The sequence below is a fragment of the Paeniglutamicibacter terrestris genome, from assembly GCF_012271785.1.
Taxonomy (GTDB): Bacteria; Actinomycetota; Actinomycetes; order Actinomycetales; family Micrococcaceae; genus Paeniglutamicibacter; species Paeniglutamicibacter terrestris.
On sequence record NZ_JAAWVT010000003.1, the window covers coordinates 372,793 to 397,413 of the forward strand.

Here is a 24,621-nt window from a genome sequence, read left to right on the forward strand (position 1 = left end):
CGCCAACGAACAACTCTTAGCCGGGCAGGTGGCATCAGATATTCAGCGCAGTCGACTTCGAAAAGCGACTGAAAACAGCCCTCCTGTTAGGAATCGGTCTAGCTCCCGAGTCTTTCATCAAAGGATCGTTTCCCAAGAAACCCAACGGAATCCCGAGAGAGTTTTTCTATGTTTGGAATCTATGGCCCAAAGATTCCGAGCAAACGGGTGCCAGCTAAATTATCCGATATAGGGGATTCTCGAGTTCATCTTCACGGCCTATTTGCGTCCGTAAGAGGAAGGTCTGCGGGACAGTAAGCGGATGACGCCGCCGCATCAGTGGGTCCGAGTATCTATCCGTACGAGTGTGATCGTAAGCTTGTCGTCACCCCGATCCAGTCGCACCCGCAAACAAGCTCGCTTGCAAGGGTTGAGATGATCTACGGCAGTTCAGGCCACGAACAGGATCTGGGACGGCCTGAACATCCTTGGGCGCGATGTCGCCTCGCCTTTGCGGATGCCACGGACATCCGCTAAGGACCGAAGCTGACGCGACTCTAGAGCCCCTAGGTCTTTTTTGCGGTTTCCGCCAGAGATCATCGAGGCCAGTGCCATAACCCTGGTGACGGTCAAGACTGCAGGCCCCTGGCCAATCCTCTTGGCCAGGGGGTGGGACGCGGCGAAGGTCGTTAGATACATGCCCGTAAGGGGGGCACCCCGTGCCGAGCCGGCGTCGTTATTCCAGACCGTGAAGGCGACCAGGCCGCAGGCCGCCAAGATGACGCCGTCTGCCTGCCGGTTGCCTGTGTCGCGGGCGACCTTGTAGCCGAGCAGGAGGCCGACCATTGCCAAACCGATCGAAATGATGCGGGACATTCGAAGTCTCCTTCAGCGGGACGGACAAGCGATGACCTGAGCATAGGTTCCGTATGGGAGCACAAGCATGAAAACCGGCTGCGTTCCATAGAAGGTTCCGGCATGAACCCGACTTGTATTGTCTGGCCGAATCGCAAGGAACCTCGCGGTTCGTCGCTGTCGAGTGCGGAGCACCATGGATGGTGTGCCGGGAAGCCCATCGGTGGCGATGCCGCCCAGCCGCTGGGCGACCACGGAGCGGATCCGGAGGAACCTGCCATGCATGTTTTGATCATGTCGTTCGGGACCCGCGGCGACATCGAGCCCTACGCTGCCTTCTCCGGTGCGCGGGCCCGCTCGCGCAACGATGTCACCCTCAGTGTCCCCTAGGCGTTCGTGGATCTGGTGCGGCCCGGTGGCCCCGGGATCATCACTCATCGGCCCGCCGGCTCGTCGCTGCTGGACGTCCTCCGCGAGGTCATGCCCGAGCTGGGTGGCCCCGTTACCTTTTTAGTAGCCCCCTAATCGAGTAAGAATTGGGGTTGTTGGCCTGTCGGTCCCGGCATGATTCTGTCCCCCAGTCGTTGATGATCCGGGGGGTGCTGTCACCGGGATTCGATAGGCGCCAGAGGATCGCTAATAGGGACCGGACCAGCACAAGACTTGAAAATGTAGGTCGGCCGTAACGTGGATGCCGAGCTTTGCCGCCGCAGGACATGCCAACACCATAAAGAACAACTCAATTTCTGGGAGGTTTGCGTTGATCAAGAACCATGAATCCATCGACATCTTCATCGGTGTTGACGTTGGCAAGAGCAATCACCACGCCGTCGCCATCGACCGCACCGGCAAGAAACTCCTCGACCGCGCCCTACCTCAGGACGAGGCGAAACTCCGGGCCATCATCAGGGCTGTTGCCGGCAAAGGAACCGTTTTGCTGGTCGTTGATCAGCCCTCGACCATTGGTGCTCTGCCAGTTGCCGTAGCCCAATCCGAGGGCATCCTCGTCGGCTACATTCCGGGCCTAGCCATGCGCCGCATTGCTGATCTGCATCCCGGAGAGGCCAAAACGGACGCGAGAGACGCAATGATCATTGCTTCCGCGGCCCGCACTATGCCCCACACGTTGCGTTCCATTGTCATCTCCGACGAGCAAGCTGCCGAGCTGTCAATGTTGTGCGGTTTCGATGATGATCTGGCGAAGCAGGCCACCGCGGCATCTAACAGGATCCGTGGGTTACTGACCCAGATTCACCCGGCGTTAGAACGCGTTATCGGACCTCATCTGGACCATCCGGCCATGCCCGAGCTGCTGATCAAATACCCATCACCTCAGGCACTGAGCAGAGCCGGCCAATCCCGGATAGCAATGCTGCTGGCAAAGCATGCCCCGCGGGCCGGGAAACGCTGGGCAGCTGAAATCTTCGCTGCCCTAGGTGAGCAGAGCGTTGTCGTCGCCGGAAGTGGCGCAGCCGGCCTCGTCTTGGCCCAACTAGCAGCCATGCTCAAGCAACTACGAACGGCCCGAGAAGAACTGCTGACCCAGGTAGAAGCTCTGGTGGAGGCCCACCCTCTTCATCTAGTCCTGACCTCCATGCCGGCGGTCGGTGTCAGGACCGAAGCGCGCATCATCACCGAAGTCGCTGGCAAGGAATTTCAGAGCTCCGGACATCTAGCCTCGTACGCCGGGCTATCTCCGGTAACTTGGCGATCAGGCACCTCGATCTGAGGCGATCACTCGTCCAAGAAAGGCAATAAGAACCTTAAACGTTCATTCTTCCTCTCGGCGTTCGCTTCGTTGAATGATCCTCGTTCACGGGCCTACTACGACAAGAAACGCGCTGAAGGTAAACGGCACAATCAGGCCCTGATCGCTCTGGCCCGCAGACGCTGCGATGTCCTCTTTGCCATGCTGCGCGACGGAACACTTTACGACGCACCAGAACCCAAGACCACATAACAACTAGCGACTAACAGCCGGCGAGGAACACCCGCGCTGGCCGACATTCTCTGCCAAGAACCAGCCGCAAGAAACCCCTAGAAAAAGTCCCCAACCCCTTGTGAAAAACATAGGGACACCCCCCGGGATGTGTTGCGAACATTGGGGTTCAAGACTGCCGCGATGCGCGAGTTGAACGCGGAGTGCTGGACTGCCGCGCAAGCGGTGCGCTCGGTCGTCGTCGTGTATTACCCCAAGTGCCTTGCCGGGGCGCACATCGCTCAGGGCTTAGGCGTTCCCGGCGTGTTTTCCCTCTTACTGCCGTTCACCCCGACGAGTGTGCACCCTACGCCGTTCTTTGGCGGTACTTCCCTCGGCGCCTGGGAAACCGCGCGTCCTATGGGCTCAGGCGAGTGGCCGGGGCCATATACGGCGACAAGTTCAACGACTTCCTACGTGAGGTCGGCCTGGGACGCATCGGCCGCCTCGCCTACCCGCTGCGGAATCCGGACGGCAGCCCGGTCCACGTCCTGCCGGTCCCTGACCACTACCCGCCCTCGGCCCACGTCACCGGCTACTGGTTCCTGGATCACCGCGACGGCGGTGACAGGGAGCCGCCCGCGCAAATGGCGGGCTTCCGCGCGGCGGGCGAGCCTCCGGTCTATGCCGGGTTCGGGTCCATAGGCTTCGGCAAGGGAGCGAACGAGCGCCGGGACGCCATCATAGCCGCGCTGCGGGTCCACGGCCTGCGCGGGATCGTCGCGACCGGGTGGGGCAGCATCCCCTCCCGGCGGTGCAGGCTCAATTGCGGCCGGCCGGCGGGCGGGTCAGCCGACGCTGGTCGTGCCGTTCCTGGGGGACCAGCCGTTTTGCCTGCGCGGGTCCATGCGCTCGGTGTCGGACCCGTCCCACTCCCGGCAAGGAACCTGGGCACGGGCCTGACCGACTGTCTGGGCGAGCTTGTTCGCACCGGATCCTACGCCTCCCGAGCCGAGGAAGTGGGTGCCGCCATCCGCGCCGAGAACAGTCTCGCCGCCGGGGTGAGGGTCCTGACGCAGATCGCCGGTGTGGCGGCCACCGAAGTCTAGCTAGCGGCTGGCGCGCCCGCCGAACAATGTTGGCCCAATCGTTGCCGGGAGCCCCTACGCATGCCCTGGCATCACAGGTACGGTGAAGGGACCAACCAGCGAACATCGGGGAATTTCATGGCGCAGCAATTGGGAACTCAAAAGATCATCGTGGGTGTCGATGGATCCGAGGCGTCCCTCGAGGCCCTTCGCCAGGCCCGGAATCTTGCACATTCCCTGAACGCCCGGATCGAGGCGGTCGGCTGCTGGGAGAATCCCCGCATGTATGATGGCTACGTCCTCATGGGCATCGAGGGGTTTCGCGAAAGTGCGGAGAAGGTCGTGACCCAGGCGGTGAAGACGGTGTTCGGGACCGAGATGCCTCCACACGTCACGATCAACTTGATCCAGGGCGACCCAAAATCCGCACTCGTCAAGGCCAGCGAGAACGCCGACTTCCTCGTCGTGGGAAGACGCGGACATGGCAAGCTGGGCAAGTTGTTGATCGGGTCGGTCAGCGCATCCTGCATCGCCCACGCCAAGTGCCCCGTCTTGGTGGTTCACAGCCAAGACGATGGGGAAGGCCGCTAGCCCGGTGACTGCAGGGGCTCGATAGGGCATGTTCACTTTCCGGGAGGATTATCACCGGCCAGGCGGAACCTACATCCGCCGGAACAGTGCGGGGCGTCGGTTGCCCCCAGAGGGACGCTCTTCCCTGGGGAATTGCACGCTTGTTAGGTTGTGAAGCCGAAGACGGAGCACTCTGACCGGTCTGGATGGTGTGCCCGCGCAACGCCCTGGCGGATGGCTCGGTCGTTGTCGCTGGACGGAAGCCGCAGGCGCACCCTGAATGCAGCACCGGGCCCAAACATTGAAACCAACTCGCTCACCAAGGATTTCGGCTCGGATCGGGCACTTGATGGCTTGGAATTGCGCGTCACGGCCGGCGATGTCCACGGTTTCTTGGGCCCGACGGTGCCGGCAAATCAGCGACACTGCGAGTACTCCTGGGACTCATGCGTTCACCTCGGGTTCTGTCCGTGTCTTCGGGATGGACCCATGGCATGATGCCGTGAAAATCCTCAAGGATATCGCCTACAGCTGGTCGAGGACTTTGAATTCGATCCGCGGCGCAAGGCCCGCACGTATTCCAAGGGAAACCGCCAGAAGGCAGCATTGATCGTGGCATTTGCACGCCCCGCCGGCTTCTAGCTGCTGGATGAGCCCAGTGCCGGCTTGGATCCCCTGATGGGTTCGGTGTTCCGACGTCATGTCCGGCGGGTCACCGGCGAGGGTTCGATGGTCCTGCTTTCCAGCTATATCCTGAGCGAGGTCGAGCAGCTTTGTGACCGGGTGACGATCATTCGTTCCGGCAGGGTCGTCGGATAAGGGACCCTGGACCGATTAAGGCATCTGAAGCGAAACCATTTCAGGATTGAAGGCGGAACTGGTGCTAACCCTGTCGCGGATTTGCCAGGTGTCTATGACCGCCGCGCCGAAAGCGGTGTCCTGAAATTTGAGGTGGATGCGGTTGACCTTGCCTCCGTTTTGGAAGCCGTCGCGACCGCAGTGTCGGTGGTTTGACCGTTTCCCCTTAGTCTCTGTAGTCACTGTTTCTTCGCCACTACGGCGACCCTAGCGGACAGGTCCGCTGATGTCCGGCATCATGCGCATGGCCGTGGGCTAGGCGCGGCGGGAGCGGGTGTTGCTGCCAGTTTGGATCTTTGGCATCGCGTTTCTGGGACTTGTCACGGCCGGTGCGGTTTCCAGCCAGTTCGGTGAGGAAACCGAACGGACCGCCATCATCGCCGTCGTTACGGCCAGCCCTGACTTCCTGTTCGTGCGCGTCATGCCCGACGGGACCAGCATCGGGGCGGTGGTGTTCTTCCAGAGCCATGCCTTCACGGCCGTGCTCGCGGGATTGATGAGAACCTTTCTGGTCATCCACCATACCCATACCGACGAGGAGTTAGGCCGTGCCGAACTTATTGGATCAACACTCCTTCTGGGCACGGCCGCGATACTGGCCGTGGCCGTGGGCTTCGTCGCGGCGGGGCTCCCCATGGTCGGCTAGGTGACCGCTGGGTCCGCGGTCGGTGCGGCGGGGTTGTTCTTCGTCGCACTCGCGGCTGCTATTGCGAAGGACATGCCCTCGGGAGGTAGCGCCAACGGCGCAGCTGACGGATTGGTCGGTGCGGCGTACCTTCTGCGCGGTATCGGGGATTCCTTCGGCACCCCGAGCGCCGGCCTTACCCAGGTGACCGGCCATTGGGTTTCGCTGCTCTCACCCATCGGTTGGGGTTAGGGCTCCCGGCTCTCTTCCTCGGCCAATCCAACCCCACGCCTGGTTCTGGTTGGCGCCGCGGCCCTTCTGGCGGCGGCATCACTGTTGATCCGCAGCCGCAGGGATTTGGGAGTGAGCCTGCTGAAGGAACCTGACGGCAAGGAATACCCCGGCGTTGGTGGGGTTGGCTTGGAGGCTTCAACGGCCCGCCTTGCTCGGATGGTGTGTCGGGGCGGCCGTGCTGGGCGGCATTGGCGGTGGTTTCGGGCCGGGCAGCCGGGCAGCCGGGCAGCCGGGCAGAAATGATCAAGGTGTTCACCATCGCCCTGCTGGGCATGGCCGGTGTCTTGGCCGTGGCAGCCGGCATCCAGACGGTCCTGCGGCTGCGGGTGAACGAATCCGAGGGCAGGGCGGAACTTCTGCTCACCTCCTCGCGGACTCGGGGGCGTTGGCTCGGGGCGAACACGGTCCTTGCGGCAGCCTCCGCGGTGGCTGCGGCCCTGGTCGCAGGAACTGCGACGGCCATCGGCCTTTCCCTCTCCGCCTCGGGAAACTGTCTGCCCGGACTGATCCTGGGTGCCGCGCTGGCGCACGTCCCGTCAACGACCATGTTCAGTTCGTCAACTGCTGTCGTCTCCGGCGCCGCCTCCAGGATCTATGTTCCAGCGGGATGGGGCATCTTGGTTGTCGGCCTGGTCTTGGGCAAGTTCTGGGAGCTGTTGGGGTTGCCGATGTGGCTCCCGGATATGAGTCCGTTCCGACATTCCGCGGCCATGCCGGTGGATTCTTTTGACCTCGCCGCCGCAGGGATGCCCGGTGCCTTCGCCGTGCTTGGAGCGGGACTGGCAGCCGCCTTTATCGGTCGAAGCGACCTCACAGGATGAGTCAGACCTGCATGGAGAAGACCCTCCGGCCCCTTCTCCATGCCGCACTAGGAGCAGGCATTTGCCGTCGGTGGACCCCCAATGACGGCAGTGTGGCGTCCGCCGTACTTATCCGTCAGGTCGTTCGAGGTTTGAGTGGTTGCTCGCGGGAGCGCTCCACGTCCGGCACCACTGCGCGCTGTGGACAGGCAGGGAGAGTACCTGGACCGTAAGCTGAGACATGGGCTTCACAGATATCGTGGGAACTGCCGCCGGAGCAGGACTGATTCTGCTGATGGTCGCCGACGTCTTTCACACACTCCTTTACCCCCATGGCATGGGGCCGGTCTGCAAGGCCATCATGCGCGGACTCTGGCTACTTTCCAGGCGACTGCGTGGCCGGGCTTCCCCCGTGGCCGCACCCGTGGGTATGGCTGCAGTGATTGGAACCTGGGCAGCCCTCTCGATTATGGGGTGGGCCCTGATCTACCTTCCGCACTTGCCGGACGGCTTCGTTTATTCCTCTGGCGTGCCACAAGCCGGAGACCTCACCGAAGCCATCTACCTCTCAATGGTGAGCCTCTCCACCGTCGGCTACGGCGAGATCGTTCCGGCAACACCCTGGCTGCGGTTGGTCATGGCAGCCCAAGCCGTGACGGGCTTCGGGTTGCTCACGGCCACGGTCTCCTGGATTCTGCAGACCTACCCCGCCCTGAGCCGTCGACGATCGCTGGCCCACGACCTGAACTTGATCCGGGAGGCAGCCGGACCCCTAGGCGTTTCTGCGCTGGAACCCGGGCATGCCGCGGCACTGCTCGAATCACTTGCCAGAAACATCTCCACGGTCAGTATTGACCTGCTGGCATTCAACGAAACCTACTACTTCAACGAAACAAAGCAGCGGGGATCCCTGCCTGCCACCCTAACCTACGCCCAGCAACTAGTCACCGCTGCACTGAACAGCACCAACACCGATCTGCGGTTCTCTGGCCGCATGCTACATGCAGCACTCGAAGATTTGGCCGAAGTCCTGCGCGGAAAATTCGGCCACGCTGGGCCCACCTCATCCGAGGTCTTTAACAGCTACGAAACACGCCACAGGCACCGCCGAAATCCCGACGGCGAGGCAACTCGGCAGAAGCAATAGCGGACAACTCGTTGCCCTGCGGCGGGCGAAAGTTTCTTCCACCTTGAACACGTTGCGGCCACGGGCCGAGGGGAATAATGGGGGGAGGGGCGATTTGTTGTGCTCCGCTGCCTTGGCAGACTTGTGCAGGCAGGCAGACAGTCTTGACCCAAGCTCCAGGATCGGCCTTTGCCCGCAGCCTCGAGACACCCCAACAGTTCAGGGAGACGGCCACAATCGTTTGGGGAAGAGATCCCCGTTAAAGGGTGGAGTCCGGGGCCGGGAGGTTGGGTGCACATAATCCCTCGACGAGGTAGAAATCGTGCGGATTCATACCCCGCAGGTCAGGAGGGGCTGAGGCCCGTCCACTGGCCCAGTATCTAAAAGCTTCCTCGCTCACGGCCAAGTCGCGGCCCACCCGTGAGCGAACCATCTCGGGGTGAAGTTCCCTTCTACCTAGATGCAGTATCCGTGAAGCGTTCCACGACGGTCATCGAATGTGGAAAGGGCAAACACCACAACCGGACAACTGCCTAGCTCGTATCCGGGACGCCCCCAGCGCGAAACCCCGATCCAGGGATGCCTCAGCATCAGCGTCCAGTCAATGGCGTCACCGTCAGGCTATCGGGAGGCCGAGGCCGGGACACAGACCTTTTCATGGGTGTCCTTGGTGAAGTGTGGTTCTATCATTGATTCCTTGGCGGATGAGTGGACTGCCGCAGGCGTGTTTCTACTCGAAGACTGATTTGCGGAACACCAGCCGACCAACCGGCCCCGACTCCAGGGACCCCCTAGATCCCTGAGGCATGGGAACCCTTGGTCACAAACCCCTAGTCGTCTTGCTGGTAGACATCCGGTACGCCGTCGGCGTCCGCATCGATTGCTTCCGCTGCCAGCAGTTTTTTGTATTGCCGATTCCGGCTGCCGAGCAGGATCGAGGCGAGCACTGCGGCCAGAACGGAGGCAGCGAGGATGGCGACCTTTGCATGGTCGTTGGAGGGGTTTCCGAGTCCGAAGCTGAGTTCGGCCACCAACAGCGACACGGTGAAGCCGATGCCGGCCAGCAGGCTCACGCCCAGCAGGTCCACCCATTTGAGTTCGGGGTCAAGGGTGGCCTTGGTGAATTTGGCGGTAAGCCAAGTGGCGGCCAGGATACCGATAGGTTTTCCGAGAACGAGGGCCGCGATGATGCCGATGGCCACCGGGTCGGTGAGGGCTGAGCGCAGTCCCTCGGCCCCGCCGATGGCGACTCCGGCGGAGAAGAACGCGAAGAGGGGCACAGCGAATCCGGCAGAGAGGGGGCGGAAGCGGTGTTCGAAGATCTCGGCCAGTCCGGGGCCGTCGGTGTGGCGCCCGTGCTTGGCGCTGTGTAGGACGGGGATCATGAAGGCCAAAGCAACGCCGGCAACGGTGGCGTGGATGCCCGAGGCATGCAGCAGCGCCCAGGCCGCGAAGCCGATGGGCAGCAGGATGAACCAGGCCGCCGCCGGCTTCATCCCGAAGAAGCCCCGGTATTTCCGGGCCAGGAAGGCAAAGAGTGCCAGCGGGATGAGGGTGAGCAGCAGCGCCGGGGTGTTGATCGTCTCGGTGTAGAAGAAGGCGATTATCGTGATGGCCATGAGGTCATCGACCACGGCCAGGGTCAGTAGGAAGATGCGTAGCGGGGTGGGCAGGTGCGAGCCGATGACCGCCAGAACTGCGACGGCGAAGGCGATGTCCGTGGCGGTGGGAATGGCCCAGCCGGAAATGGTGTCCGGGTTTGACCAGTTGATGGCCGCATAGATCAGGGCCGGAACGATAACGCCGCCCACGGCCGCTGCCACCGGGACGATGGCCTTACTGATCTGGCGCAGGTCCCCGGCGACGATTTCGCGTTTGAGTTCCAGCCCGACGAGGAAGAAGAAGATTGCCAGCAGGCCATCGGCCGCCCAAGCGCCCAGGCTCAGCTCCAAGTGCCAGGGCTCAAAGCCGATCTTGAAGTCGCGCAGGGCGAAGTAGCTCTCGGAGGCCGGGGAGTTGGCCCAGATCAGGGCGATGACCGCGGCGATGACCAGCAGGGTGCCGCCGACGGTTTCCTTGCGCAGGATCTCACCGATCCGCAGGGCTTCAAGGTAGCTGCCGCGCCCGATCAAGGGACGTGGAGACGGAGGGTTAGTGCTCATGGGAAAGAGGTCCTTACAGTGGGTTCGACAATTACATTGCCGACCAGACTTCCCGGCTCACCTATCCTCAACCCTACGGCATAGGTTGAGTGGCTTCCACCGTGTTTCCCGCCTATGCGTTCGCGCATCTTCAGGCTGGCGGTGTTCAGCCCGATGATGTCGACGTGTTTTCCGTGCTGCTTGCATCTTTCGGTGATGGCGTCATAGGCGGCGATGGTGGAGGCATCCCACAGGTGGGAGGCGTGCAGGTCGATGACAACGCGGTCGAGGTCTTCAACATAGTGGAACTGGGTGTAGCGGTCGTTCGAGAATACGAAGAATAGTTTCCCGTTGGCCCCGTAATCGGAGATCTATACGCCGAAGCGTTCCTCAACGCGTCGTTCCACGGCGACCAGGTGCGCGGCCCGGTTGGCAAAGAGGACGATGGCGGTGAGGACCCCGAGGCCCACGCCGATGGTAAGGCTATGGGTCCAGGCGGTGAAGAAGACGGTGATGAGTATGACGGGGGTTCGCTCTTGGGCATCGTGCGCAACGTCGAGGGTTGAATGCTGTTCCAGTCGACTGCGGCTATCGCAACGGAGATCATCACGACCACCAAAGCGGCCACCGGAATCAGGGCAACGATGTCGCTCAAGGCGACCACCAAGATGATTCGGGAGACACCGGCCAGGAAGGTGGAGATTCACGTCCGGGCACTGGAGGCCTTGATATTGATCATGGTCTGGTCAAACATCGCGCAGCCGCCGATGAACCCAGTGATAATGTTCGCCGCCTCTAGCCCCATGATTCGCGGGTCTTGTTGGATCGGGTGTCGTTGACGTCATCGACAAGTTGCGCGGACATCAGGGATTCGAGCATGCCCACGAGGGACGCCCGCGCCAAGGGGACGCCCGCGCCAAGGGGACGCCCGCGCCAAGGGGACGCCCGCGCCAAGGGGACGCACCGCCGAGGACGCGGTACGCCTAGTCGGCTGAAGACGCGCGGTGCTTGACCGCCATCTCGGCCAAGACACCCGTTCCTACAAGAGCCAGTGATCGCTGATGCCCAACCGGAGTCCACCCGATTATGGCACCCGATGGACCGTTCCCCCGGGCCACGATCACATGCTTTGCACCAACCACTGTTCCGCTACTGGTCAGACCACGATTCCAAGCTGATGTCCTAGTTAGTTCCAACAACGTGGCCGGGGGCTGGGTTGGGCTCACGCTCGAAGCCGCCGGCTATCTACACCTCCATTCGGGCCAGGGAACCTCGACGTTGTTTGGCGTGTCTGTACGGATGGTCTCGGAGTAGACGTCCCACGATCCTTCGGGTTCACGTGCTGACCAACGTGGCCGACAACGTTGCACTGTGGGGGTCGTTCAACGGATACGTCGAGCCCTACAAAATAGAGCTCCGCCGAATGCTCTCATCTGAGTGCTCCACAACCAGGATGCCTTCGTGCGGGTGCCATCGGAGCACAAGGAGTCATAGGCCCCTTCGGCGGCATGGTTCGTACGTTGGCTCACCCACATCGAATCAGGGGGAGCTGCGGTGATGAGTGATCTTGGCATCGTGGTCGCGCTCATCTCCGGGGGAGTGGCCGGAGTCGTGGCACTGCGCCCGACCAATCGATCCGGAGTGACAAGGCCGCCGCCATCGGCATTGCTGTGACGGTTGCGCTATTCACAGTGGTCGACCTGTACATGGCCGGTGAAGGCGACTTCGCGAGAGTGGCGAGCGTTCTGGTGGGCATGTGGGTGGCCATAACGCTCGAGCTCCATGGCCTGCTCCACGCCCGCAAGCTGCGCATGGACAGAGACGACATCTACGCAGCACACCTGGCCCAACGTGTGACCACGCCGCAACCCATTCGGCGGGTGGTGCGTGAGGTCATTCCCGATCCACAGATCTTCGACACCGAACCTACAGATTTCGACCTGGAAGCGGCCGCATACGCCGGGACCCGAGGTCGTGTCTAGGCATGGATGCTCTACGCTCCGCTTTTTGTTTTCTTTTTTTCCCGCTTCTGGTCATGAGTTGCGCGCTGGGATTTGACTCCGTCATGTGGATTATTCCGGTGCTCGTCGCAAGGGGCATCGCGCTGGTGCGCTTTGTCCACGGTTTCCTGAAGCTGAAGAGGGACCGCTCGGGCACGGTGCAGTTCCCGCAGTGGAACGGGCGCGACATGTTCCGGGTCGGTGGGCATCAATTGGGGGACGGCATCGCCTCCTGCTATCTGGCGGCGATCATTTTCTTCTCCGGGGCACTGGTTGCGGGAATTGCCTCCAGCCCCGAATTCGTGCTCTATTCAACGACATGCGCCATCCTGCTTGCCGCGATGAGTCCATTCATGTTTGTAGTCATCAGGATCATGCATCGGCGCCGTGAACTTTACACCGCGTGGCTGCTGCCCAACGGCCGGCCGGTGGAGATTTCGCCGCGGAACACAGGCAACTCCGACCGACCCTGATCCATCGGGATCACGAGTTGGTCATTGAATCAGTTTTGTGAGTCTGTGGCAAGAGCCCTCGATCACCAATATCCAGGGTGGAGTGCGTGGCCCGAGACTATCGGAGCATGCCGCGCGGATCAACGTAAGATACCGCGCGGGCCGGAGCCAGTACGGGTAGCTCCACATCTCAGCTGCGCACCAGAACGCTCGGACCATGCAGTGCCCCTATATCTGGCTCGAAGACTGGCATTCATCGAGCCGGGGGGAGTGAGCCCGCTTCGTACTCCTTGCCAAACGCTCCACCATGGCCGCTGAGCGCCCGAACGAGCTCGCAGGGGTTCTCCTGCCGCTACTGCCAGATGGTGGTCTTCTGGGGCGAAAACCGTTGAAGCTACGCGGACCGGGGTCCCAACGATTCAAGAACGGTATGGGCGAATTTCCCCTGTGGACCTTAAACGCCGCTGGGGCCCACCAAATGGTGAGCCCCAGCGGTCAGGAAAAGATCCTGGCAGTTACTACTTCTCGATGGATTCCGTGGAGGAATCTTCGATTTCTGCCGGGCCGTGTCCGTGTGCTGCATGCTGAGCAGCCAACTCGGACGGCGTCACCGGAGCAACGCGATCCTCGAAGAAGAACCTGGACAAGGCACCGCGGCGCTTTTCATCCGCCGAGATGTGGCCAGCCGCATCGGGCTGTGCCGGGATGTACTGGCGATCCTCGTAGTTGACCAACTGGTGCAACTTGTACGGATCCAGCGGTTCGTGGCGTTCGGTGAAGGTGCCCTCAGGGGACATCTGGATCACGCCAGTTTCGCGGCCGTGCAAGACGATCTCGCGGTCCTTGCGCTGCAGCGAAAGTGCAATGCGGCGGGCCACGATGAATCCAACAATTGGGCCGATGAAGAACAGTGCGCGCAACCAGTACGTGACATCGTTCAGCGACACATGGAAGTGTGTAGCGATCAAGTCAGAGGATGCAGCTGCCCACATCACGCAGTACGAGACAACACCTGCAACACCCATACCCGTACGGAACGGAGCGTTACGCGGGCGATCGAGCAGGTGGTGCTCGCGTTCGTCCTTGGTGACCCAGCGTTCGATCCACGGCCAGGTAAACATGATCGTGAACATGATGCCGGCCGGAACCAGCGCCGGAAGTAGCACGTTGAGCACCAGGGAGTTATCTCCCCACGGCAACGGGATGTTCCAGTCGAGGGAGAAGTTGCCCAAAGTACCGGGCATCAAACGCAGGGCGCCATCAACAAAACCGATGTACCAGTCAGGCTGGGTACCAGCGGAAACCGGTGACGGGTCATACGGGCCATAGTTCCAGATCGGGTTGATCGTGAACAAACCGGAGATCAAGGCAACGATGCCGAAGACGATGAAGAAGAATCCACCGGCCTTTGCAGCGTAAACCGGACCAACGGGGAAACCAACAACGTTGTCGTTGGTGCGACCCGGGCCGGGGTACTGGGTGTGCTTGTGCACAACAACCATGAAGAGGTGGACAGCAACCAGAAGGAGGATGATGGCCGGGACGATCATGATGTGAAGTGAGTACAAGCGAGCAATAACCACGGTGCCGGGGAATTCGCCGCCAAAGAGGAACAGCGAAATGTAGGTGCCAACCAGCGGGATCGACTTGATCACGCCGTCAATGATGCGCAGACCGTTACCGGAGAGCAGATCATCGGGGAGCGAGTAGCCGGTGAAGCCTGCAGCCATTGCCATGATGAGCAAGAGACCGCCGACAACCCAGTTCAGTTCGCGCGGCTTGCGGAAGGCGCCGGTGAAGAACACGCGGAGCATGTGCACCGAAACGGAGGCAACGAACAGAAGTGCCGACCAGTGGTGTACCTGTCGCATGAACAGACCGCCGCGGACATCAAAGGAGATATCCATGGTCGAAGACATTGCGGCTGACATGCCGATGCCCTTAAGCGGGTTGTATGAACCATCGTAGATAACGTGCGTCATCGATGGGTCGAAGAAGAACGTCAGGAACGTTCCGGAGATCAGCAGCAGTACGAAGGTGTACAGCGCCACCTCACCAAACATGAAGGACCAGTGGTCGGGGAAGATCTTGCGACCAAATTCCTTGACCATGGCCGAACCGCCGACGCGAGAGTCAACAAAGTTGGCAATGCGACCGGTGGAAGTCTTCGGAGTGTACTCAGTTGTGGTGCTCATTAGTTTGAACCACGCTCCCAGTAGCTAGGTCCGACTGGCTCGTGGAAGTCGCTCTGAGCGACCAAGAAGCCATCGGAGTCAACCGTGATCGGCAGCTGCGGCAACGGGCGACCGGCCGGACCAAAGATGACCTTGCACTCTTGAGTGAGGTCGAAGGTCGACTGGTGGCACGGGCACAGCAGGTGGTGCGTCTGCTGCTCGTACAGAGCAACGGGGCAACCAACGTGGGTGCAGATCTTCGAGTAAGCAACGATTCCGTCGTGGTGCCAATCCTTGCGCTCTTCGGAAACGTGCATCAATGCCGGGTCGAGGCGCATCAACAGAACAACGGCCTTGGCCTTTTCGTTCAGCGGATCTTCGAGATCGTTCAAACCCTCGGGAATGACGTGGAAGACCGAACCGAGCTGCACATCCGCAGCCTTGATCGGAGTGCCCGAAGGATCCCTGGTCAGTCGAACATTCGTGTCCCACATGGTGTGGCGAAGCTGTTCAACCATGGCGCCGGCATTCTTGCCGGAACGGTCCAGATCTCGGAACATGAAGATGGCCGGGATCGGGGCCAAGGCGATGGCACCGATGAGGGTGTTGCGGATCAATGGGCGGCGTGCGATGCCCATTTCCTCGACCACCTGGTTGATGATCTGCTCGGCGTCCTGACGATCCGCTTCGGGGCGGATCTCGTGGCGCAGCTCCGAGATTTCGTGGTCCGGCATCAGGGTTTTAGCCCAGTGAACGATGCCGATACCAATGCCAAGCATGGCAAAGGTGGTGCCAAGGCCGAGCATCGCGTTCTGTAGACGGATTTCCGAAATATCTTCCGGACGTCCGAGAACGAAGTAAGCAATAAAGAACGACAGCGTTCCGATGATGGAGATGATAAACAGCAGCGCTACCTGACGCTCTGCTCGCTTCTCTGCATGCGGGTCGGTATCTGCCAAGCGCTTCCGATGCGGCGGAAGGCCGGGATCCTGGAACTTGTCCAGGTCTCCCGCGCCAGCCTTAGCAACGGTGCCCGAGTCGTCCGGACTGCCGTGACTATGGTCGCCCATGTTGTCTCTCATCCTTTTCTCAAGATTCATTAGTACGTAGTGATGATGGCGGTCTGGACCGCCAGCAGATTAAGAAGGACGCGAAGTGAGCCAGATGGTGAAGGCGATGATGATGCCCAAACCAGCTGTCCAGATGAACAGGCCTTCAGAGACCGGACCCAGTGAGCCAAGCTTGGCTCCACCCGGGGAGCCCTGAGCTTCGATTTCCTTCAAGAAGGTGATGACGTCGCGCTTCTCTTCGGCGGTCACGTTGGAGTCATTGAAGACGGGCATGTTCTGCGGGCCAGTAACCATGGCTTCGTAGATGTGCTTCTCCGAGACTTCGGCCAGGGACGGGGCGAACTTACCGCGCGTAAGAGCACCGCCGGCAGCGGCGGCGTTGTGACACATTGCGCAGTTCACGCGGAATACCGTACCGCCGGCGGCGGCGTTGCCCTGAGACGTGTCAAGCATGTCTTCGGACGGAATGGACGGTCCGGCACCCAAGCTGGAGACATACGCAGCGAGCTGCGAGATCTGGGCGTCGTCGAACTGTACCGGCTTGGCCTGAGCCTGGGGCCCCTGCATCTGCATCGGCATACGACCGGTTCCGACCTGGAAGTCGACTGCAGCGGCACCAACACCAATGAGCGAAGGCCCATCTGCGGAGCCTTCTGCATTCATACCGTGGCAGGTAGCGCAGTTGGCCACGAAGAGCTTGTTGCCCTCCTGGATGTCGCTTGCGCTATATCCGGTGGCCGCCTTGGCCTCGTTGACGCTGCCGGCTGCCATGTATAGGCCTCCGGTGATGAGCAGGCCCATCAGCAGCAGTGCGACGGCGGCGAGTGGATGGCGACGCCTTTGCGAAAGAGCCTTCACTTGCTGGTTCCTCACTTATTTCTTAGAACGGGGGTTGCCTTTGGTAGGCAACTTAGGGGTTGCCTACTTCAGGAAGTAGATGATCGCGAACAACGCGATCCACACGACGTCGACGAAGTGCCAGTAGTAAGACACAACAATCGCACTGGTTGCTTCGAAGTGACCGAACTTACGTGCAATCAAGGCACGTCCGATGATCAGCAGGAAAGCGATGAGGCCGCCAGCCACGTGCAAGCCGTGGAAGCCGGTGGTCATGTAGAAGACCGAGCCGTAGGCGTTGGAGTTCAAGGCAATGCCGTGAGCAACCAATTCGGTGTACTCAAAGGCCTGCACGGAAACGAAGATGGCACCGAGGATGAAGGTCACAACGAACCACTCGACCATTCCCCATTCCTTCAAGTTGAACAGTCCGCCGGTACGGCGAGGCTTAAGATCCTCGGCACGGAAGACACCCAACTGGCAGGAGAATGAGCTCGACACCAGGATGATCGTGTTGATAAGTGCGAACGGAACGTTGAGTTTCTCAGTTTCGCTCGCCCACATCTCCGGCGATGCAGCGCGGAGCGTGAAATACATGGCGAAAAGCGCGGCAAAGAACATAAGCTCGCTGGCAAGCCAGACGACAGTTCCTACCGACACCATGTTGGGACGGTTCGGCGCAGCTTGCGCCGGGGCATTTAGGGCATGAGTCGCAGTTGTCACAGAGCCATTATGTCTATAAAAGTGCCTCTGACACCAATGCATTGACCCCCGCGTGGCGCGATTTTTGACACCTTCAGGCCTACAGCCGCGGAAACACGCGGGATTAACATTTCAGACTTTCTACGATTCGTAGATAACCTTGAGGTGTGTCAACGAATCGAACGAACCAAAAGTTCCCCACATGGCCAACAATTCTCTCTACGCTGATCGCTGGAAGCGACCTCGATAGGGACCAAGCGTATTGGGCCATGGGCGAGGTGATGACGGGGAATGCCAGCGACGCTCAGGTAGCTGGTTTCCTTGTCGCGCTCCGCTGTAAAGGTGAGACGGTAGACGAACTGACCGGCCTGGTTGAGGCGATGATTGCCAACGCTCGACCGCTGGCCATCGAGGGTGAACACCTGGACATCGTGGGTACCGGTGGTGACCGACAGAACACTGTGAATATTTCCACTATGTCCTCACTTGTCTGCGCCGGTGCCGGCGCGTTGATCGTTAAGCACGGCAATCGGGCCTCATCTTCGTCATCGGGCTCCGCCGACGTTCTCGAGGCTCTGGGCGTGCGCTTAGATGTTCCCATCGAGCGGTTGAGCGATGTCTTGGATGCGGCACATATCACCTTCTGCTTCGCCAACATCTTCCACCCCTCCATGCGCAATGCCGCCGTCCCGCGACGTGAACTCGGTGTTCCCACCGCCTTCAATTTCATGGGTCCGCTGACTAACCCCGCGGAACCCACCGCCTCGGCCATCGGCTGCTCGGACCTGCGAATGGCGCCGCTGATGGCGGGAGTGCTGGCCGCCAGGGGCGTTCGCGCACTGGTATTCCGCGGCGAAGATGGCCTCGATGAGCTGACCACAACAGCAGATAACAAGGTCTGGGAAGTGCGCGACGGAAAAGTTGTTGAGTCGCTCTTTGATGCCCGTGAGCTCGGGATGGCACGCGTGACACTTGATGATCTGCGTGGGGGAGATGCCGAACATAATGCGCAGGTAGTTCGCGATGTGCTCGATGGTGTCCATGGTCCGGTGCGTGATGCCGTGTTGCTTAATGCGGCTGCCGGGCTGGTCGCTTACGACGAATCTGCCGAGGGGTCACTGCACGACCGCTTAGGCGCGGCGGTTACCCGCGCCGCTGAATCCATTGATTCCGGGGCCGCGCGCCTGGTGCTGGAGAAATGGATCGCCGCCACGGCCTAGCTTTTACGATATTTGGTGAACTTGGACTGGCGCGTCGGCGCATCCCACGGGATGTGCGGCGCGCCAGCGCTGTTTCTACGCCCTTGCGGTCGATTTGTTAGGAACTGGCGCACCGGGGTGCTTCGGGCGCAGCAGGACTCCCTGTGTGGCTTCCGCACTGCTGAAGGATCTGCCCGCTCGCGAGGGCAGTGATGTCCGTTTCGGCTCCGAAACGCTGTTGGGAGCGTAACAAAGCATCAGAAACGAAAAAGTTTTCACTCACGGTGTGTGGAAAATTTCTATTCGGCACCAGCAGTCGTTCTCCTCGGGACGAGTTCACACCCAGTAGCGTCGTCCTGAGCGGCCTTTAAGCGACAAAGCGATCGCGCATCCGCCCTCACAAGGGGCGGACACACGACCGCAGGCAAATCGGCATGGAACCGAGTTAAATGTTTACTCGAGACCCAGCGAAAAAGCAGCATCCAGATCGTGGCTGGAATATGCCCTAAACGCAATATGTGTCTGTGTGCCCGTAATTCCGGGGACCTTGGACAACTTGTTCGCGATGACTTCAGCCAGATCTTCGTGGTGACGAACCCGTGCGATAGCGATCAGGTCCCAATCGCCGGCAACCGAGTAAACCTCGGAAATGCCTTCAATGTCCGAAATCTTTTCGGCGCACTCGGGAATGCTGTCAGAAGCCGTTTGGATCATGACGAATGCTGTGACCACGTTTATACCTCCAGATGGTTATTGGGTGATGGCTCCAGGAAACTTGCCTTGAGCCTAGTTCAGGATGCTGTGGTGCGCGCTTGGCGACGCACGATGAAAGTGGTGATCAGGCGGCGACCGATCAAGAAGATACCTAGGACAATGGCCGCCACGATGATAAACGGCACGGCAGCGGTGGCACCAAAGAGTACCCGCAGGGCTAGACCCAAGGCGACTGTTCCGATCCACACCAGCACGCCGGTGGGCCAGATTCGAGAGTGATTTTCCCAGGGCCGTGAAATCAGCGTCATCGCCGTCAGTGCAATTAGGAATGGTGCTGCAGTTTGGAATACGCCCAGGAGGGTCAGGGATTCCTCGTGGGATCTCCTACCGCTTAAGGCAAACACCACAACGAGTGCTAGATCGATCGCAAAGTAAGCGATCCACGTCTTACGAGAAGTCATGTTGATATTCTACTTCTCGTAGTAGCGGGCGTTGTCACGAGTCCCGTTCGCTGGACTGAATGACGTCCCACCTGGCGTGAGACATGACGGATAGCAACCGGGGGAATTCGGTGGTCGAGGATGGGAATCAGCATGAAGAAGACACTCAAGCACACATCGCGTGGTGCTTTTCTAGGATCTCGCGTCCCAGTAACCGATGGTTCCGCGGCCGGTGGACCTCGCGGGAATGTGAGCATTTACCCCATGCCACGGTCAGTTGACCAGACGAGCGGCGAGTGATCCGCCGATGCCATTCGCCGATCAATTGATTAATGAATCAACCGCGCGCAGCCTCGTGACAACTCTGGAGTTGGCGCTGCCACCGGTGGAGCTGCCAACTCTAAAGACTGCCGCAACACGGATGGACATGCTGAGTTTGCGGGAGCGCGCCGACCTTCTACGAGATGCGTTGCTCGAAGACCTTCCGGGGAACTATGCCGCATTTGTTCGGAGCATCCGTTTGGCGAGCCAGAACGACGCTTTCCGAGGATGGCTCATTTGGCCAGTTACCTCGGCGATTGCCACTAAGGCCGTGGCGCAAGGCACTGCCGAGGCATTTGACGACGCGATGGCGCTGCTTGCCGAGCTGACCGGACGGCTGAGTGCCGAATTCGCCATCCGGACCTTATTGAGGCACGACCTGTCTCGTGCCCTTCAAATCATCGGCGGGTGGACGACATCCGAGGATCTGGATGTACGACGTCTGGCCACCGAGGGCACTCGACCGTACCTACCGTGGGCAACCAGAGTTCCGGAAATCACCGAACAGCCCGGAGTGACGATCGCGGTCTTGGACGCGCTGTATCGGGACCCGGAAAAGTATGTGCGTCGATCGGTGGCGAACCACCTCAACGACCTGAGCCGTGATGAGCCCGGACTGGTCGTTGACACTGCGCGAGGCTGGCTTTCGGACCCCGATGAGAACACGCAGCGTTTAGTGCGACACGCCCTGCGGACGTTGGTCAAAAAGGGGAATGCTCAGGCGCTTGAACTGCTGGGATTCGGCCCCGTTTCCGTGGAGGTTACCGGTCCCGTGCTGGGCCGTGCCAGCATCGGTTTCGGGCAGAGTATCGGTTTCAGTGCGACACTTCTCAACCTTGCGGATGAACCGGCGCGCGTGGCCATCGACTACACGGTCTACCACCGCAAGGCCAACGGGGGACAGACGGGCAAGACCTTTAAGCTCGCCACTCGTACTCTCGAATCGGGAGAAAGTTTCGAGGTTCAACGCGATCACTCGTTCCGGGCGATCACCACCCGGCGTTATCACCCGGGAACCCACGCGATTTCTGTGCAGGTAAACGGTGTTGAGTCCGAGCGGGCCGAGTTCGAGCTGCTGCCCGAAGAGTAGGTCGGTGTTCTCCATCGTCACACGAGGCTCGTGGTGGCGTTTGATTCAACATCGGTCCTTAGATAACCCGTGATCCGGCGAGATTTGTGCCGCATGAACCATAACTAACTAAGTGGGAGGATGAATTCATGATCGCCGAAACCCTCGTTATATCCGGAGGCCACTTCAAGCTGCGTCGGGCCGTTGAGTCAGATGTTGAGGACATTGTTGAGCTGCTGGCCAACGATGCGGTGCGCCGGGCGGAAAACTCGAGTACACCCGAGGATCGAGGTCAATATCTTCAGGCCTTCCATGCGATCCAAGCGGATCCGGCACACCTGTTGATTGTGGTGACTGATGATCGGGATGTCGTTGTTGCCACCATGCAACTAACCATCATTCCGGGGATGGCCAGATTGGGCGCCACACGGTTGTTGGTTGAGGCCGTCCGGGTCGAGAATAACTTGCGGGGCAACGGACTTGGTTCGGCGATGATGCGCTGGGCCATTGCGGAAGGTAAGCGTCGTGGCGTCGCACTGGTGCAACTCACCAGCGACCAGTCCCGCACGGAGGCTCACAAGTTTTATGAACGATTGGGCTTCACCGCCTCACACGTGGGGTTCAAGCTATTCATCGAATAGCAATGTTCACGCGGCAGCTTTGATTCCTGGGTGTTACTGAATCTCAAAACCTGCAATTGGTGACATGACAAAGTATCGGTCCGCCACGTCAATGTGGCGGGCCGATACTTTGTGAATTCTGGTGGTGCAGAAGGCGGAACGTTTACATGATGCCGGTGGGTACGAGCAAGGCCCAAGCGAGGACCGGAGCGACCAGGACCACGGCCCCGGCGTACATCATCAGCTGACGGTAGACGCGCTGGCGATCATCTTCCCTGGCGTTAGCCACTACCAAGGCGCCGGCGGTGGAGAAGGGCGAAACGTCCACGACGGTGGCGGCGATGGCAATGGCCGCCACCGTGCCGGAGGCACTCAGGGAACTGACGGCCAACAGTGGGCCGGCAAGGGGGATGAAGGCTGCCAGCAAGGCAGTGGAGGAAGCAAAGGCCGAGCCGACACCAATCACGTAGCACAACACCAGTGCGATCAGGATGGGTGCGCCCAAGGCCAGCGCCTTGTGGGCAAGGGTGTCGATGACACCAACATGCTCGAGCAATGAGACGTAGGTGATCATGCCCGCCACCAGCAGGACCGTTGACCAGGAGATGCCGGCGACGAAGGACTGGTGCTTCTTGATATTGACCAGTGCCAACAGCAGCCCGGCAGAGAGGGCAACAAAGCCGATGGGAAGGTGGAAGCCCAAGGTGCTCACGAGCATCGCGGCAATCAGTACCAGCGTGAAGATCTGCTGTCCCCGGGGACGGACGCTGTCGGATGCGTTTTGATCGACGTGTTTGATGCCGTCACCCTCCCGCAACTTGCCCATTAGCGCGAAGACCACCACGGTGAGCACGGAAAGAATCAGGTTGATCACGAAGCTAGCGATAAAGAGTGCACCGGGGGAGACGGGGAAACCGTTTTCAAGGGCGATGTCGTGCACCAAGACGCCGGCGACGGACAATGGCGAGAATCCGCCGGCGTGAGCGCCATTGATAATGAAGGCACCCATGAGTACCGGATGAATGCGCGATTCGTAGGCGAAGCCGATGGCAGCTGGAGCCAGTAACGCGACGGCGGCCGGTGAGAAGGTACCCAGTGAGGTCAGTGCCGCAGCGACGAGGAAGAAGACCCAAGGCAAGAGCATCGTCTTACCGCGGACGGCGCGCACACAATTTCTGACGATGATGTCGATGGTCCCGTTGTGCTGGGCCATGCTGAAGAAGTAGGTGACCCCGACGATGGTCAGCACGATGCTGGCCGGGAAATCCGCCAGGATCTCCTTGTCGCTCATTCCGAGCATGAAGTAGCCGATGCCGAAGGAGGCGACCAGTCCCATCACTCCGATGTTCACCGGCCATTTGGTGGCGATCACAAACATCACAACAAGAGCTATCAGGGGGATGACCTGCGTGGCCGTCATGGGCGTCTCCGTATCAGAAGCAGCCGCTGGGTCGAATATGGCCCGTCCGATGATCAGGGCGAGCAGAGTGATGAAGGCGATCGAGGCTACGGCAATAATCATGACACGGCGTTTGCTGGTCGGTCGCGCCGAAGCGGTTTCGTGAACTTCCTGCTCTGCAGGTGGAGCAGGTTTTACGGCTGTATTAGTCATGGTGTGTCTCCTCAGTAACTTGCGCTTGCTAGGGAGGCTTCGGCGACGCTGCCGAGTGCCTCGGGGAGGTAGATGGTGGTGCTGGCGATGGTGCGGGCCGTTCGGTCGACACCGACCACTAATGACCCGTCGTGTTCCGCGCTCCAGGTCTCGATTACTCCGGCTGGTGTGCGTAAGCGCAGCGTGCTTCGCGCAGTGTCGCCGGTGATGTTGCTCAGTATCGTGTTCGGTGTTCGTGTAGCCAGAGTCAGAGCGATGCTGCCGGTGATGGCCAGTGCCGGGTGGGGCCTGCCCATCGAGAGCATCATGACGTTGACATCGGCATCCGAGTCAGCTGCCGGGGCGCCAACGATGGCGAGTTTGGGGATGGCCCGGGCGGCCTCGGCGGCGGTGGCCGCGAGTCCCATGAGCACGGCTGCCTGCCGGCGGATCTTGTCCAAGGTGTCCAACTGCAGTTCGACTCCGCCGACCCACGTGTCGTATCGGGCGACGTCCAAGCCAAGGTCCTCGGCGCGGACGATGACTACTGGAGCTCCAGCATCGACCATGGATACGGTCCAGTTGGTTCCGTCAGCGGTGAGCACATCGTTGGCCGCGCCCGAAGGCAGCAGGCTGCCGGTGGTCATTCCCGCCGGATTCTGAAAACCGAGCCCGACCTTGTACCCGGGGAACGCAACGCCGGGCATATTTGCCTCTGGAACGATGGGCAGGGCCCCTCCGGGGGTGGGCACGCGCTGAACGATGATCTGCCCGGTGTTCGTATTGCGGGTGGTGATCCGGGTTGTCTCTGCGTGTGGGAGGACCCAGCCCTTCTCGATGGCATATAACCCCACGACCGCGGAGCAATTTCCACAGTTGCTTCCCCAGTCCACCGTGGCTTCTTCGATGCCGACCTGAGCGAAAGTGAATTCGACGTCGATACCTGGCTGGGTCGAGCGGTGAAGAATTATTGCCTTGCTGGTGGTTGACGTGGCTCCGCCGACACCATCAATTTGCCTCCGGTCGGGGCTTCCGAAAAGTCGTGGAAGCAATTCATCGAGACTGGTTTGTGTCTCGTTGAGGTGCTCGGTTTCGAATACCCAGCATTTGCTGGTGCCGCCGCGCATCCATTCAGATTCAATCTTCATTGTCTTTTCTGCATCTCCTCGTGCCGCTTG

24 protein-coding genes and 1 pseudogene are annotated in these 24,621 nt (G+C 60.4%); 14 read left to right on the forward strand and 11 right to left on the reverse strand.

Features of this window, described 5'->3' with window-relative positions; genetic code table 11:
• Positions 1-429: 429 nt before the first annotated feature.
• Positions 430-855: a hypothetical protein gene (locus HED64_RS09455; RefSeq protein WP_342590691.1), complete on the reverse strand. Its 426-nt coding sequence runs from the start codon at positions 853-855 to the stop codon at positions 430-432.
• Positions 856-957: 102 nt separating this feature from the next.
• Here HED64_RS09455 and HED64_RS09460 point away from each other — a divergent pair, with 102 nt between their 5' ends.
• The 8 genes and pseudogenes from HED64_RS09460 (at position 958) to HED64_RS09500 (ending at position 8,134) form a co-directional block, all read left to right on the forward strand.
• Entirely contained in the window at positions 958-1,224 is a 267-nt protein-coding gene (locus HED64_RS09460) for a hypothetical protein (protein ID WP_132363831.1), read from the forward strand.
• Between the two features lie 370 nt (positions 1,225-1,594).
• Positions 1,595-2,794: pseudogene (locus HED64_RS09465) on the forward strand (IS110 family RNA-guided transposase).
• A 392-nt stretch (positions 2,795-3,186) separates the two neighbouring features.
• Positions 3,187-3,861, forward strand: a complete 675-nt coding sequence (locus HED64_RS09470) for a glycosyltransferase family 1 protein (RefSeq protein ID WP_168151751.1) — start codon at positions 3,187-3,189, stop codon at positions 3,859-3,861.
• Between the two features lie 117 nt (positions 3,862-3,978).
• Entirely contained in the window at positions 3,979-4,431 is a 453-nt protein-coding gene (locus tag HED64_RS09475) for a universal stress protein (protein ID WP_132363836.1), read from the forward strand.
• 1,111 nt (positions 4,432-5,542) lie between these two features.
• A complete protein-coding gene (locus HED64_RS09485; RefSeq protein WP_132363838.1) occupies positions 5,543-5,914 on the forward strand; it encodes a hypothetical protein in 372 nt (123 codons plus the stop codon).
• The gene (locus HED64_RS09490; RefSeq protein ID WP_132363840.1) at positions 5,915-6,145 is read left to right on the forward strand and encodes a hypothetical protein; all 231 of its coding nucleotides are present in this window, start codon (positions 5,915-5,917) and stop codon (positions 6,143-6,145) included.
• Between the two features lie 203 nt (positions 6,146-6,348).
• Positions 6,349-7,008, forward strand: a complete 660-nt coding sequence (locus tag HED64_RS09495) for a hypothetical protein (protein WP_132363842.1) — start codon at positions 6,349-6,351, stop codon at positions 7,006-7,008.
• 220 nt (positions 7,009-7,228) lie between these two features.
• Positions 7,229-8,134 carry a potassium channel family protein gene (locus tag HED64_RS09500; protein ID WP_168151752.1) on the forward strand — a complete coding sequence of 302 codons (906 nt, stop codon included), beginning with the start codon at positions 7,229-7,231 and terminating at the stop codon, positions 8,132-8,134.
• 809 nt (positions 8,135-8,943) lie between these two features.
• Here HED64_RS09500 and nhaA read toward each other — a convergent pair.
• Positions 8,944-10,275 (reverse strand): Na+/H+ antiporter NhaA, encoded by a 1,332-nt coding sequence (gene nhaA / locus HED64_RS09505; protein WP_168151753.1) that lies wholly within the window; start codon positions 10,273-10,275, stop codon positions 8,944-8,946.
• A gap of 89 nt (positions 10,276-10,364) precedes the next feature.
• Between nhaA and HED64_RS20175 the strand changes: the two genes are divergently transcribed.
• Positions 10,365-10,598, forward strand: coding sequence for a hypothetical protein (locus tag HED64_RS20175; protein ID WP_210149468.1), 234 nt, complete (start codon positions 10,365-10,367; stop codon positions 10,596-10,598).
• A 27-nt stretch (positions 10,599-10,625) separates the two neighbouring features.
• Here HED64_RS20175 and HED64_RS20180 read toward each other — a convergent pair whose 3' ends face one another.
• Complete coding sequence (locus HED64_RS20180; RefSeq protein ID WP_210149470.1) at positions 10,626-10,961, reverse strand: hypothetical protein; 336 nt, start codon at positions 10,959-10,961, stop codon at positions 10,626-10,628.
• 1,026 nt (positions 10,962-11,987) lie between these two features.
• On the opposite strand from HED64_RS20180, the gene HED64_RS09515 reads away from it, so the two are divergent.
• Together HED64_RS09515 and HED64_RS09520 are read left to right on the forward strand one after the other, a co-directional pair.
• Positions 11,988-12,236 (forward strand): hypothetical protein, encoded by a 249-nt coding sequence (locus HED64_RS09515; protein WP_168151754.1) that lies wholly within the window; start codon positions 11,988-11,990, stop codon positions 12,234-12,236.
• A 2-nt stretch (positions 12,237-12,238) separates the two neighbouring features.
• Complete coding sequence (locus HED64_RS09520) at positions 12,239-12,727, forward strand: hypothetical protein (protein WP_168151755.1); 489 nt, start codon at positions 12,239-12,241, stop codon at positions 12,725-12,727.
• Between the two features lie 497 nt (positions 12,728-13,224).
• On the opposite strand, the gene qcrB is transcribed toward HED64_RS09520, so the two are convergent.
• From qcrB to ctaE, 4 genes are all read right to left on the reverse strand, one after another.
• Positions 13,225-14,901, reverse strand: coding sequence for a cytochrome bc1 complex cytochrome b subunit (gene qcrB, locus HED64_RS09525; RefSeq protein ID WP_132363892.1), 1,677 nt, complete (start codon positions 14,899-14,901; stop codon positions 13,225-13,227).
• Positions 14,901-15,950, reverse strand: a complete 1,050-nt coding sequence (gene qcrA, locus HED64_RS09530) for a cytochrome bc1 complex Rieske iron-sulfur subunit (protein ID WP_168151756.1) — start codon at positions 15,948-15,950, stop codon at positions 14,901-14,903. The genes qcrB and qcrA overlap by 1 nt, the downstream gene beginning before the upstream one ends.
• A gap of 69 nt (positions 15,951-16,019) precedes the next feature.
• Positions 16,020-16,808, reverse strand: coding sequence for a cytochrome bc1 complex diheme cytochrome c subunit (gene qcrC / locus HED64_RS09535; protein ID WP_168151809.1), 789 nt, complete (start codon positions 16,806-16,808; stop codon positions 16,020-16,022).
• Between the two features lie 63 nt (positions 16,809-16,871).
• Positions 16,872-17,510 carry an aa3-type cytochrome oxidase subunit III gene (ctaE, locus tag HED64_RS09540; protein WP_132363898.1) on the reverse strand — a complete coding sequence of 213 codons (639 nt, stop codon included), beginning with the start codon at positions 17,508-17,510 and terminating at the stop codon, positions 16,872-16,874.
• Positions 17,511-17,656: 146 nt separating this feature from the next.
• On the opposite strand from ctaE, the gene trpD reads away from it, so the two are divergent.
• Positions 17,657-18,709 carry an anthranilate phosphoribosyltransferase gene (trpD, locus tag HED64_RS09545; protein WP_168151757.1) on the forward strand — a complete coding sequence of 351 codons (1,053 nt, stop codon included), beginning with the start codon at positions 17,657-17,659 and terminating at the stop codon, positions 18,707-18,709.
• Positions 18,710-19,141: 432 nt separating this feature from the next.
• Here trpD and HED64_RS09550 read toward each other — a convergent pair whose 3' ends face one another.
• Positions 19,142-19,420, reverse strand: a complete 279-nt coding sequence (locus tag HED64_RS09550; RefSeq protein ID WP_132363902.1) for an Lrp/AsnC family transcriptional regulator — start codon at positions 19,418-19,420, stop codon at positions 19,142-19,144.
• 59 nt (positions 19,421-19,479) lie between these two features.
• Positions 19,480-19,863 carry a DUF3054 domain-containing protein gene (locus HED64_RS09555; RefSeq protein WP_168151758.1) on the reverse strand — a complete coding sequence of 128 codons (384 nt, stop codon included), beginning with the start codon at positions 19,861-19,863 and terminating at the stop codon, positions 19,480-19,482.
• Positions 19,864-20,149: 286 nt separating this feature from the next.
• Here HED64_RS09555 and HED64_RS09560 point away from each other — a divergent pair, with 286 nt between their 5' ends.
• Positions 20,150-21,253 (forward strand): DNA alkylation repair protein, encoded by a 1,104-nt coding sequence (locus HED64_RS09560; protein WP_168151759.1) that lies wholly within the window; start codon positions 20,150-20,152, stop codon positions 21,251-21,253.
• 128 nt (positions 21,254-21,381) lie between these two features.
• Positions 21,382-21,873, forward strand: a complete 492-nt coding sequence (locus HED64_RS09565) for a GNAT family N-acetyltransferase (RefSeq protein ID WP_168151760.1) — start codon at positions 21,382-21,384, stop codon at positions 21,871-21,873.
• A gap of 142 nt (positions 21,874-22,015) precedes the next feature.
• Here the strand turns inward: HED64_RS09565 and HED64_RS09570 are convergent, their stop codons facing one another.
• On the reverse strand, positions 22,016-23,464 hold the full coding sequence (locus tag HED64_RS09570) for an SLC13 family permease (RefSeq protein WP_168151761.1): 1,449 nt from the start codon (positions 23,462-23,464) through the stop codon (positions 22,016-22,018).
• A gap of 11 nt (positions 23,465-23,475) precedes the next feature.
• On the reverse strand, positions 23,476-24,591 hold the full coding sequence (locus HED64_RS09575; protein ID WP_168151762.1) for a PrpF domain-containing protein: 1,116 nt from the start codon (positions 24,589-24,591) through the stop codon (positions 23,476-23,478).
• Between the last annotated feature and the right edge of the window lie 30 nt (positions 24,592-24,621).